This window comes from Enterococcus alishanensis, assembly GCF_019218635.1.
GTDB lineage: Bacteria > Bacillota > Bacilli > Lactobacillales > Enterococcaceae > Enterococcus_A > Enterococcus_A alishanensis.
In genome coordinates, this window is sequence record NZ_JAHUZB010000002.1 from 578,133 (window position 1) to 590,058 (window position 11,926).

12 protein-coding genes and 1 riboswitch are annotated in these 11,926 nt (G+C 37.0%); all 12 genes read right to left on the reverse strand.

What is annotated here, in order from left to right; all coding sequences use genetic code 11:
- Positions 1-113: 113 nt before the first annotated feature.
- The 12 genes from purB to KUA55_RS06450 all read right to left on the reverse strand — a co-directional run bounded on the left by purB (position 114) and on the right by KUA55_RS06450 (position 11,566).
- Positions 114-1,409, reverse strand: coding sequence for an adenylosuccinate lyase (purB, locus tag KUA55_RS06385; protein ID WP_218325347.1), 1,296 nt, complete (start codon positions 1,407-1,409; stop codon positions 114-116).
- Positions 1,410-1,422: 13 nt separating this feature from the next.
- Positions 1,423-2,544, reverse strand: coding sequence for a 5-(carboxyamino)imidazole ribonucleotide synthase (gene purK / locus KUA55_RS06390; RefSeq protein ID WP_218325348.1), 1,122 nt, complete (start codon positions 2,542-2,544; stop codon positions 1,423-1,425).
- On the reverse strand, positions 2,537-3,025 hold the full coding sequence (gene purE, locus KUA55_RS06395) for a 5-(carboxyamino)imidazole ribonucleotide mutase (RefSeq protein WP_218325349.1): 489 nt from the start codon (positions 3,023-3,025) through the stop codon (positions 2,537-2,539). The genes purK and purE overlap by 8 nt, the downstream gene beginning before the upstream one ends.
- Positions 3,026-3,180: 155 nt before the next feature.
- Complete coding sequence (locus tag KUA55_RS06400; protein WP_218325456.1) at positions 3,181-3,762, reverse strand: xanthine phosphoribosyltransferase; 582 nt, start codon at positions 3,760-3,762, stop codon at positions 3,181-3,183.
- 150 nt (positions 3,763-3,912) lie between these two features.
- Positions 3,913-5,067 (reverse strand): glycine/sarcosine/betaine reductase complex component C subunit alpha, encoded by a 1,155-nt coding sequence (grdD, locus tag KUA55_RS06405; protein ID WP_218325350.1) that lies wholly within the window; start codon positions 5,065-5,067, stop codon positions 3,913-3,915.
- Positions 5,068-5,077: 10 nt separating this feature from the next.
- Positions 5,078-6,616: a glycine/sarcosine/betaine reductase complex component C subunit beta gene (gene grdC / locus KUA55_RS06410; protein WP_218325351.1), complete on the reverse strand. Its 1,539-nt coding sequence runs from the start codon at positions 6,614-6,616 to the stop codon at positions 5,078-5,080.
- Between the two features lie 18 nt (positions 6,617-6,634).
- Entirely contained in the window at positions 6,635-6,955 is a 321-nt protein-coding gene (gene trxA / locus KUA55_RS06415; protein ID WP_218325352.1) for a thioredoxin TrxA, read from the reverse strand.
- 1 nt (position 6,956) lies between these two features.
- On the reverse strand, positions 6,957-7,922 hold the full coding sequence (locus tag KUA55_RS06420; protein WP_218325353.1) for an NAD(P)/FAD-dependent oxidoreductase: 966 nt from the start codon (positions 7,920-7,922) through the stop codon (positions 6,957-6,959).
- 82 nt (positions 7,923-8,004) lie between these two features.
- Positions 8,005-9,309, reverse strand: a complete 1,305-nt coding sequence (gene grdB / locus KUA55_RS06430) for a glycine reductase complex selenoprotein B (protein ID WP_246601407.1) — start codon at positions 9,307-9,309, stop codon at positions 8,005-8,007.
- Positions 9,310-9,344: 35 nt separating this feature from the next.
- Positions 9,345-9,818: a glycine/sarcosine/betaine reductase complex selenoprotein A gene (grdA, locus tag KUA55_RS06435; protein ID WP_246601408.1), complete on the reverse strand. Its 474-nt coding sequence runs from the start codon at positions 9,816-9,818 to the stop codon at positions 9,345-9,347.
- 29 nt (positions 9,819-9,847) lie between these two features.
- The gene (locus tag KUA55_RS06445; protein ID WP_218325358.1) at positions 9,848-11,134 is read right to left on the reverse strand and encodes a glycine/sarcosine/betaine reductase component B subunit; all 1,287 of its coding nucleotides are present in this window, start codon (positions 11,132-11,134) and stop codon (positions 9,848-9,850) included.
- Between the two features lie 48 nt (positions 11,135-11,182).
- Positions 11,183-11,566: a GrdX family protein gene (locus KUA55_RS06450; RefSeq protein ID WP_218325359.1), complete on the reverse strand. Its 384-nt coding sequence runs from the start codon at positions 11,564-11,566 to the stop codon at positions 11,183-11,185.
- 221 nt (positions 11,567-11,787) lie between these two features.
- Positions 11,788-11,891: riboswitch (glycine riboswitch) on the reverse strand.
- Between the last annotated feature and the right edge of the window lie 35 nt (positions 11,892-11,926).

The following is an 11,926-nucleotide window of genomic DNA, read 5'->3' on the forward strand; positions in this document are numbered from 1 at the left end:
ATCTTTCATTTTTTAAGTACTTACTGACCTAAACCTCCTTTTCCGATTTGAAAACGCTTTCAAAAAGATTTATCGAAAGTAACCAAGATTTCTCTTAGTTACTTATAATCAGTTTACTCAATACCAACTCTTTTAAATATTCCATCGACATTTCTTAAATGATAATTATAATCGAAGGCATCATCTAAATCAATAGCTGATAAAACATTCGTTATATTTTCATCTTCCTCTAATAATGGACGGAAGGCAACTTGGTTATCCCAAGCATACGCAGTTTTCGGTTGCACCAAATCGTAGGCTGCTTCTCGTGACATCCCATGATCAATTAGCTTTAACATTACTCTTTGACTATAAATTAAACCAAAAGTTGCTTCCATATTACGTTTCATATTTTCTGGGAAGACAGTTAAATTTTTTACTATTTTGCTAAAACGATTTAACATATAATCAACTAAAATTGTTGTATCTGGTGTGATGATTCTTTCAGCAGAAGAGTGAGAAATGTCTCTTTCATGCCATAAAGCAACATCTTCAAAAGCTGTAATTAAATGGCCGCGAACCACTCGTGCCAATCCAGTCATATTTTCTGAACCAATTGGATTACGTTTATGAGGCATTGCTGAAGAACCCTTTTGACCTTTGGCAAAAAATTCTTCAACTTCACGGGTCTCAGATTTTTGTAAACCACGGATTTCAGTGGCAAATCTTTCAATTGAAGTAGCAATTAATGCCAAGCTTGAAAAGTATTCAGCATGTAAATCTCTTGGTAAAACTTGCGTAGAAATTTCTTGCGGACGAATTCCTAGATGTTCGCAAACATATTTTTCAACAAATGGTGGAATGTTAGCAAAAGTTCCTACTGCTCCAGAAATTTTGCCAGCTTCAACTCCTTTTGCTGCATGATCAAAACGTTCGATATTTCGCTTCATTTCAGAATACCACGTAGCCAATTTTAACCCAAAAGAAGTAGGTTCCGCATGAACACCGTGAGTACGTCCCATCATCACAACATTTTTGTTGGCTTTAGCTTTTTCTCCAATAATATCCAAAAATTCTGCTAGATCTTTACGAATTAAATCATTGGCTTGTTTATATAGATAACCATATGCTGTATCCACAACATCAGTACTTGTTAAACCATAATGTACCCATTTTCGTTCTTCACCTAATGTCTCAGAGACTGCTCTTGTAAAAGCAACGACATCATGCCTAGTAGATTCTTCAATCTCTAAAATACGATCAATATCAAAATCAGCATTGGCACGGATTTTTTCAACATCTGCTTTAGGAATCTCACCTAATTCTGCCCAAGCCTCGTCAGCTAAAATTTCAACTTCCAACCAAGCACGGTAACGATTTTCGTCACTCCAAATGTCGCCCATTTCTTTGCGTGTATAACGTGGTATCATGTTTTGCTCCTTTTTAGTCCCAAATTTTTGTATTTTTTACTTCTTCTAAAGTTTGATCAACATCTTCAGTTAAAATGGTAATATGGCCCATTTTACGTCCTTTTTTAGCAGGTGATTTGCCATAATAATGGAACTGCCAATCGGGTTTTTCACCAATTAATTGATAAGTATGCAATAAACGTTCACCCAAAATATTTACCATCACAGCTGGTGATAATAATTTGGGTTGACTTAACGGCCAACCGCAAACGCCACGAACATGTGCATCGAATTGGCTGATTGAACAAGCTTCAATCGTATAATGTCCTGAATTATGCGGTCGTGGAGCTAGTTCATTTACATAAAGTGTTCCCGCCTCAGTAAGAAATAATTCGATGCATAAAGTACCTACCAGACTGACACTTTTAGCAATAACTTTAGCAATACGACTAATTTCATCTGCTACATCTTGTTCAATTCTTGCAGGTGCAATCGTTTCATGTAAAATATTATTGCAATGAATATTTTCTACTACCGGAAAAGTCACATACTCCCCTTGAAGATTGCCACTTACAATAACCGATAACTCTTTTTCAAAGGGAATCCATGATTCTAAGACACATGTTCCTTGACGTAATAAATTCATAGAAGGCGCTAAATCAGCTGAACTTTTTAAAACATATTGCCCATGGCCATCGTATCCACCTCGCGTCGTTTTCAAGACACAAGGAAAACCAATCCCATCAATCGCTTCTTGAATATCCGTTGGAGAAATGATAGTGGCATAAGGCGCTATCACAATATTATTATTCTCCAAAAAATTTTTTTCCATCAGACGATCTTGAGTGATCGCCAACAAATCCGTCCCTTGCGGAACATTGGCTTTTTGAACGATTTGATTCAGTGTTGCCACGTCAACATTTTCAAACTCATAAGTAATCACATCACTGCGGCGAGCTAATTCTTCTAAAGCTAATTGATCATTGTAGTTCGCCATAATATGCCAATCTGAAACTTGAGCTGCTGGACAATCTTCAACAGGGTCGACGATTCCAGTTCGAAAGCCCATTTCTTTAGCACTAATTGCCATCATTCTACCTAATTGACCGCCGCCGACAATTCCAATTGTTGCGCCCGGTTGCAATGCTTTAACCAAGTTGTTCACTACTTTCTATTACAGTTTCTTTCATTTGTACTCTTTTATCTGCCAATCTTTCAGCAATTTTTTCATCTTCAATTGATAGAATCTGACCTGCTAACAATCCTGCGTTGGTTGCACCGGCTTTTCCAATTGCTGTTGTTGCAACTGGTACGCCACCTGGCATCTGAACAATTGATAATAAGGAGTCTAAACCATTTAGTGTTTTTGATTGTACTGGTACACCTATCACTGGTAAAGTTGTTTTAGCTGCCACCATTCCAGGTAAATGTGCTGCACCCCCAGCACCAGCAATAATTACTTTGATTCCTCGATTTCTTGCATTCTTGGCAAATTCGAACATCAAATCCGGTGTTCGATGAGCAGAAACAACTTTCTTCTCATAATTAATTTCTAATTCATCTAAACTCTCACAAGCGTACTTCATTGTTTCCCAATCAGAAGTACTACCCATAATTACAGCCACTGTTGCTACCATATTGTGCCCCTTTCTATGTCGTCTTTATTTTAGCAAGTGAGATTAAGCAAGTCAAAAAGAAACTGAATGATGTTTCAAATAATTAGTAAAACGTTCGGAAAAAAAGATCACCTTTGTTTTTTTTACAAAGAATGACCCTTTTATAAACTTATATTTTACGCATCAGCCTTAGCAAATTCGATCTCACCATTTTTCAATGAAGCAATCCGAGCTAGAGAAACTACCGGAATATCCATATCTTCCAAAAGCTTTCGACCATCTTGGAAAGATTTTTCGATAATGATACCAACACCTTCGACATGTGCTCCTGCCTGACGACACAATTCAATTAATCCTTTGGCTGCTTGTCCATTCGCCAAGAAGTCATCCACAATAAGGACATTATCCTCAGCAGATAAAAACTTACGTGAGATAGAAATAGTACTAGTCACTTGTTTCGTAAATGAATAAACTGATGACGTCAACAATTCTTCGTTCATAGTTAAGCTTTTTGATTTACGAGCGAAAATCATTGGTACGCCCAAAGTTTGAGCAGCAAAAATTGCTGGAGCAATACCAGAAGTTTCTAAAGTAACAACTTTAGTAATTTTTTTATCAGCAAATACTTCTGCCAATCGATCTCCCATTAAATTCATTAAAACAGGATCGACTTGGTGCGTCACAAATTCGTCAACTTTTAAGACATTCTCACCTAAAACACGGCCTCTTGCTGCAATTCGTTCTTCTAATTCCTGCATAAAATCTTCCCTTCTTTTCATGTGCTATCTCTATTAAAACAAAAAATCAGAAATATCTAAAGTGATTTTTGTCGTCAATTGAATTTTTAATCAAAATAACCAGTTAATCACAAAAAAAGTCCAAGAAAAAACTCTCGAACTTTTTATGTCTTATAAATATTTTTCTGTTTTTAATAGCTCTCCTGCAACTGCTTCATTTTTTTCATTTACAAGTAAAACCGGACCAGTACAACCCATGCCACTTTCAGCGTAAATATTTCTTTTCCATAAAGCTTGGACAGCTTCTTCTAATTCCATCACGTCGATGCCGCCAATTTCCGCTGTTACAATTTCTTTTTCGGGGGCAATAACTTTCTCACTTGTTTCAGTCTTAACTTGTAAACTTTCACGAATTGCATTTAATTGAGCACTTAAAGCCTTGTCATATTCTTCCTTACTTACATCAGCAATTTTTCCTTTTGCTAATTCATAAGCATAGGTTAATGCATTTGCAATTACTGGCGCGCCACTTGCCCGTGAGATGATACAGATGTTGTCGCGATAATTTAATCCTACACCAGGACCATAACCAAAACCAGCTACTTCATATTGGCCGCCGCTATTATAAGCAGAAAATAGTTTCATTAAAACATTACCTGTCAAACTATCACAAACAACAACATCACAAGTTCCCGTTAATAAATCGTTCCCTCGCAAAACGATACCGCCATCCGCTCTAGCACTTTCGCCGAAGTTTAGTTCATAACCGTTTTCTTTTAATGAAACCAAAGCCCGTTCAACTGTCTTTGCACCATCGACATTCAAAATACCCACGGTTGGATCTTTATGTCCTAATGTTTTTGCAACTGCTACACCATTGATGGCATTTAGCAACATTGCTTCATTTCTTTGCGTACTTGCCGTTCCTGTGGTAGTAGCGATAATCATTTCACGACCAAAAGCTGGCGTAATTACTCGACCAACAGTTGCTACTCCGATTGGAAAATTATAATGTAAAGTTACACAACCATCAATTTTTCCATCATGCAATAATTCTTCCATCATTTCGTAAGCATCTTTTTGACAATCGGTGGTAGATACATGCTCAAAATCTCTGGCCCATTCTACATCACTACCGATTAATACAACATCAAACAAATTATTCTGTTTGATTGTCTCAGCTGCCTGACGCATGACATCAAGACCTAATTCGCTACCGTCAATCGTTAAACCAATTTTTATTCTTGGTTCAATATGACCTGTTTCTAACGCATCCGCAAGTTGATTAAAAACTTTTGAAACTGCTTGATTTATTTGATTAGACATGAAATCACCCCTAATCTTCCGACAAACTGGCGGCAAATTTTTTCAACGCTTTTGCAACTTCTTGTTTCACTAATGCTTCTACATCGCCTCTAGGTTCGTCGACTTTACCATCATTTCGTTCGATCATAATGGATACACCATCAAATAAATTAGTCATTCTTCCTAAGAAAAGCGATCCTTTACCGACAATCATCGCACGATTTTTATCACCAGAAGTTAAATCCTTAGTAGCAAAACCTAAATATGGTACGCCACTTGGAATATGTCCCTGTGTTGGTGCCCAACCTACTAAAGCTTTCTCGTTTACAAATTTCATTAAATCAGGTTTAGCAATATCTCCCCGCAACACACCGATTGCACCAATCATTTTTAGATTTGATAGTGGTACATCTCCTGCTCCGGCTGGTTTAGTAATATCTGGATTTTGCATTTCAACGGAATAAACGTCTACATCTTCAATTGATAAATTGGCTTTTGTTAAAGCATCACCAATCAAAGCCGTTGTTACTGCTTGTGGACTAGAACCACTAGAGACTTTGTGCATCCCTGTTAAATCATGACGAATTACTGGATGTTTACCATCATTTTCAGAAATTACCGCCGCGAATCCACCTAAAACATCTTCCAATATAGGAAATCCTTTACCCACGTGAGATTTTCCATTCATTCCAAGTTTTGCTGAGGCACCACCGGCTACAACAACTACATTTTTATGCGTTCCAGCCGCAACTAATGAAGCAGCATTGATTAGAGCGTGAGTTGGTCCTGCACAGAAACTTCTGATATCACTACCTGTTGCATTCACACAGCCACACAATTCAGCAATTGATTTGGCAAAGTTACCTCCGCCGCGTTGATTCATATCACCACAGGCTTCTTCACTGCATTCAATCACATAGTCAATTTTTGCTGGATCAATTTTTTGGTCAGCAAATAAATGTCGTAACGCTAGAATTCCGCTGGCTTTAACAACTAAATTTTCCAACATAACATGAGCATTCAAATTTACATCAATTTGATGGGCTCTTGATACACAACCAACTAATTGGCGATTATAATACAAACCTTCCGCAGCATTTTCAGCAATTTCTTCTTCCAACCAAGCCAAAGGTTTTTCATGTTTAATTTTTTCAACGTCATCTTTAAATAATGGATGATTGCTCAAAGCTGTTCGGACTTCTTCAGCAAAGTTTTCTTCTAAATGAACAAGTTCAAATACGTCAGCAATTTGTAACAAACCATAAAAATCAAGCTCAGGCATAATTTCACCAAATTCACCAAACCGTTTTCCTTTTGGTGGATTTTCTTGATTCACCCAGGGTTGAGGAATTTCTTTTAGTTGGTCATAATCCATGTTTCCAATAAAAGTTTGATTGGGTGCATAATCTACTATTTGATCATAGGTTCTTATATTGTCATACAATGATTTTAAATAATCACTGTCAGGTGTAGTAATTTTTTCAGTCATTACTGTGGTACCGTTATGTTCGATCATGTCAGGCGTGTGTACTAAGACGTAACTTGCGCCTTGTAAAGTTGAGTATTTCATCGATTAACTTCCTTCCGCCTAAATATATTTTTGAATCATAGCCTCCACATTTTCACGGGTAACATCATCTTTAGCTACTTCATCAACTTTTTCACCGTTTTTATAGATGGAAACAACTGGTAAACCTAAAACTTTATGTTGAATGCAGAATCGACGGACTTTCTTTTGCGATGTATTAAACTTAGTAAAAGGAATTTTTTCACCGTATTCATTTGCTAAATCTTCAATCGCTGGCATCATAGCTAAGCAGTTTTCACAGCTTTCGCCCCACCAGTCGACTAAAACCAAATCTTTATTTGTTACTTCATTCTCAAAATTATCAACAGTTAATTCAATCATTTTAAACAACCTCCATGCTTTTGATTTTTTCGATATATTTTTGTGCGGAGAATGCTGCGGTTGCTCCATCTCCAGCTGCAGTAATTACTTGTCTTAATACTTTAGGTCTGACATCACCACAGGCAAATACGCCTGGTACATCTGTCTTCATTGCGTCATCAGTGACAACATAGCCATATTCATTCAAGTTCAATACGCCTTGATAAATATCTGAGTTTGGTACATTACCAATAAAGATAAATATACCAAATGTTCCATCTTCTTCATCTGCTTCGAAACGAGTTAATTCACCAGTTTCAGTATTTTTAATCGTCATGGCTTCAACAATGCCATCTCCTTCAATACTATCAACGACTGAATTAAAAATATAAGAAATCTTATCATTTGATTTAGCCTGCTCGATTGCTATTGCATCTGCTGTTAAAAATGCTAAGTTTTGAATTAATGTAACTTTACGCGCAAAAGTTGTAATAAACATAGCTTCTTCAACGGCAGAGTTTCCACCACCAATAACAAAAACTTCGAGATCTTCAAAGAAAGCGCCATCACATGTAGCACAATAAGAGACACCTTTACCACTTAGTTCTCGTTCACCTGGACAACCAATTCCTCTTGGGTGCGCTCCATTTGCACAAATAACTGCATATGCTTCAAGGATCGTTCCATCTTGACAGGTAATTTTTTTTACTGTATCAGAAAGATCCAGATCAACTACTTTTTTACCGATTTCAATCTCTGCACCAAATTCTTTAGCTTGTTCAGTCATTCTTTGAATTAACTCTGGTCCACTGGTTTCTCCATCATTTTGTTTAATTGAACCAGGGAAATTGGCTATTTCATGAGTAGACACAATTTGTCCGCCTAATTTTGTTTGTTCTAAGATTAAAACTTTTAGTCGTGCTCTAGCATTATAGATTGCTGCTGTTAAACCTGCTGGGCCACCACCAATAATAATCACATCATACATTTACAGTCTTCCTTTCTCATTTAAAAGTGGCTAGCACAAAGATTGCGCTAGCCACTTCATAAGCGCATTCTATCGCTTCAAATTATTCAAAAACAGTTTGTGCATCTACAGGTGTTGTTAAAGCATTGAAAGCTTTATCAACTAATTGTTTTCTTAATTTATACTCTTCCTCTGGTGCCAAGCTTGGGTTTCCTAGCGGATGAGGAATCGCAACAGTTGGAACAATTCGGTTTGCTCCTACTGTTAATGAGATTGGTACGACTGTACACATGTGAACTACAGGGATACCAGTTTTTTCAATTTCTTTAACCATCGTTGCACCGCAACGAGTACAGGTTCCTCAGGTGGAAGTTAAGATAACTGCTTCGACACCATCTGCTAATAATTTTTTAGCAATTTCTGCTGCATATTTTTTAGCATTAGCAACGGCAGTTCCATTTCCCACAGTTGTATAGAAATAAGGATGAAGACTACCGATTTTTCCGTCTTTTTCCGCTTGGCGAACAACATCAAGTGGTAACACTCGATTAGGATCTTCATTCGCATAAATTGGATCATAGCCACCATGTGCTGTCTCATAGTTTTCTGAAGTCAAACGATCCACACCAGAAATATCATAGGTACCAAATTTTGAAGCTGAGCTAGATTCAATATGGTCAGGATTTCCTTTTGGAACAATCCCACCAGAAGTCACTAAACCAATTCGTGTTTTAGATAAATCTTTGATTGCTTCGGCTGGTGCGACATTATCAAATTCAGGCATTGGATATTCAGTTACGAAATCTTCACCCTTTATTTTTTTCACCAGCATATCAACCGCTCTTGCTGACCCGCGTTCTTTCAATTGAACATTTTTTCGATGTCTTACATAGTAATTATCAGTTTCGGGATCAACTGCTTCTTTATTTAATAATTTAGTAATTAGTTTTGCCATTACTGGAACGACTTTACGCATTCCGGCAGCACTATTTTTTGTTGGCACAATGTAAGAATCCTTGCGGTATAAATCTAACCCGGGATTTTCTTCATACATCCCAGTAACCGCAGGAATATTTAATTCTTCCATTACTGCCTTACTTACAGCACCACAAGCCATCCCATAACGTCCCGCATTAAATGCAGGGCCCGCAACGACTATGTCTGGTTTGAATTCCTTAATTAAATTAAGCACTTCCGATTTTGCAGAGTCCAAGTTTTCATTGAAATAACTGTCTCCGCAAACCACCGTTCCTACGATTTCAACGTTATCACCTAGCGATTGTTGAAAAGCTAGGCCTGGACCAATTACTTCAGCTTTACTAAAGGGAGTGATATCGGCTTTTTCTTCGCCGCCAATCCCAGCATAAAACTGATTAATATAATGGACCAGTCTGAATTTTTCAGTCATAATACGCCTCCTTGTTCAAATGATTTGCTAAAAAATTAGTATTTGGAGAATTCATCTCTTATGGTGGAGACTTCATCTACAATATCGTCAACATCGAGAATCATTTCCATCATACCAATTTGATCTTCATAGACAGCATCATCTGCAAGTGCTTTGAATTCAGGTTCTACAGCGTGGTAAACAGCTAGACCTAGCTGTTGGTTAGTCAATGGACCAGCGTAAGTAGGATCTCCATTAGTTACAGTTTCGGCAGCAAGACCTGCTGCTTCTCCTTCTGCTGCACCTAGGATTACTACTGTGTTTTCAGGGCCGTAATTTTCAGCCGCTTCTTTCACTCTACGTTGATTTTCTAAGTCCATTGCACCAGCGGCCGTTCAGACGAAGCATTCGGTAGAAGAAAAAATTACTTCTGCTCCAGTATCCGCGATACAAGCTTCAATTGCTTGACCTGGAATACCATCACGGTCACCAATCACTAAGACTTTTTTATCTTTTAAATCTAAAGTCATGATTGTTTCCTCCTTATTTTTTCTATTTATTAAACGCCTTTAGCAGACATTTTATTGAAACCAAGTTCATTTGTTGCTCCAGTAATTGCTTGAATTTCGACTTCGATGGTCCCGTCTTCTCTCAGACTACCATCAAATCCGCCAGCGATTACATCAGTATAGTCAAGTTGTCCAATTACGTTTTCCATTTTCGGTAAAATAATTGTTTCATTGGCATTTCCGCCAGTTACGACAGCTGTTGCTAATTTATCCGCATCGGCTAAGCTTTGGCTAGCGCCGTCGCGGCCTGCATATTCATCAGTTACTATAACTGTCTTAATATTTTTCTCTTCGACTTTTTTACAGTTCATGATTAAATCGGTATCTGGGTTACCAAATCCTTCTTGTGAAATAATTACACCATCAAGACCAAGATACTCAGTAAGTTTTGCCACAAAGTCACTAGAACGAACCTTATCTTGTAAGTAAACCGTTTCATTTGTGATGATTACACCAACAAAATTGATTTCTTTTCCGTGTTTATCATATAAATCATGAATGACAGGATTATTTAAATGATGATAAGTTGTATTCTTATCACAAGCAGAAACACAGTTACCACTGATAATTGCACCATCCATAATTTCCGTCGGATACATAATTGTCGGTACAATATGTTTTGCATCTGCACCATAAACATACGTATCATGCAATAAACCTTGTGTTTGCAACATATAAACGTAACCAACTTTTGGTAAATCAGGATATTGCTGAATTTGCTCCAATAATGGTAGTGTTTCATAGGTTAAAATTTCATCAGGTTCAACAGCTTCACCAAAATGACCAATATACTCACCAACTTTTAAACCAGCATAACGTGCTGCTTCTTCATACTGATGTGTTGGTAAATCTTCTTTAGGTGATAATACAAGGCAAATTTCAATTATTTTTGAAAATGGTGTTAATTCAGCACCGGGACCCTGCATATCAACAATTCCTTCTTGGAACCCAATAATTTTCCCGACAGTCATCACGCCGCAGCCTTTTAATACATGCGTACGACCGGAACCAACAATGTTTACTTTGTTAATCACACCAGGAAAAACGCCTCCAGCAAAATCAACTTTTGTTCTTGGTTCAATTACGTCTTTGACAGGTGTAATTCGAATACTGTCACCTGGTTTGGCAAGTTCAATTTGACAATCATTTAGACGATCATCTGACAATACCAGTTCACGAATTTTTTCCGGATTAATAGTTAAGACACCATCAACGATTTTTTCTTCGGTACCCAAGACTATTTCACGAATTTGAATGTTTCCTACTTCAAGTTTCATTTGTTCACCTCAATTCTTATTTTGGAAAAAACTAAATTGTCCCCCCTTTTATTTCTGGAAGTTGTACCCGATGCGTTCGAAAGTACTTTGGGCAATGAAATAATCAACAGTCGCAAAATCCGCCAATACACTGGCAACCCAAGTTGGACGTTGCTTTGATTTGATAAATTTGTTGTATACTTCAATTGCTTCTTCCATATATTCCAAACTTTCCAGATCAATCTCAGGAAAGTGGGTTTCATTTAGAAAAATAGTACGGTAATAAGTTTCATTCGGTTTTAAGCTACTACTCAAAGGATGTGTCAGTAATCTTAAATGATCATCGATTATTAGACGTTTCACTTCAATTAAAACATCTTCGTAGCTTCCAGCAATAAACTTAACATTCTCAAAATTCTCATTCACTTTTGGATTATTTGAAACGATAATCATTTCTCTGACTCCTTATATATATTTTCACAAATTCAAATAAAATATTTTAGAAAAATAAGATAATTACCATTTTGTAGAATTGTTTGATTTGTGATTTGTTGAACAAAAATACTAAAAAAAAGAGCACACTAAACAAATTTGCAGTGTCCTCTGTTGTTTGACCTGAGAGTTTCTTTTGATTAAAAATTGCTCCTTCGGTGACTATGCTTTCCAGATTTTGTCAATGATAAACGGTATTTTTACCTGAGATCTTCAAAATATCCTTTGCTTAGATATTCCTTATTCCTTCGGTAGTAGTCCAGCTACGTTCTCCCGCATATCAAATATTTAATTGTTATCGCTTACAAGCTCATCCTAACA

Coding starts and splice junctions, on each gene's coding strand:
- purB (WP_218325347.1), bottom strand. CDS start 1,409: ATGATACCACGTTATACACGCAAAGAAATGGGCGACATTTGGAGTGAC.
- purE (WP_218325349.1), bottom strand. CDS start 3,025: ATGGTAGCAACAGTGGCTGTAATTATGGGTAGTACTTCTGATTGGGAA.
- KUA55_RS06400 (WP_218325456.1), bottom strand. CDS start 3,762: ATGCAGGAATTAGAAGAACGAATTGCAGCAAGAGGCCGTGTTTTAGGT.
- grdD (WP_218325350.1), bottom strand. CDS start 5,067: ATGTCTAATCAAATAAATCAAGCAGTTTCAAAAGTTTTTAATCAACTT.
- grdC (WP_218325351.1), bottom strand. CDS start 6,616: ATGAAATACTCAACTTTACAAGGCGCAAGTTACGTCTTAGTACACACG.
- trxA (WP_218325352.1), bottom strand. CDS start 6,955: ATGATTGAATTAACTGTTGATAATTTTGAGAATGAAGTAACAAATAAA.
- KUA55_RS06420 (WP_218325353.1), bottom strand. CDS start 7,922: ATGTATGATGTGATTATTATTGGTGGTGGCCCAGCAGGTTTAACAGCA.
- KUA55_RS06445 (WP_218325358.1), bottom strand. CDS start 11,134: ATGAAACTTGAAGTAGGAAACATTCAAATTCGTGAAATAGTCTTGGGT.
- KUA55_RS06450 (WP_218325359.1), bottom strand. CDS start 11,566: ATGATTATCGTTTCAAATAATCCAAAAGTGAATGAGAATTTTGAGAAT.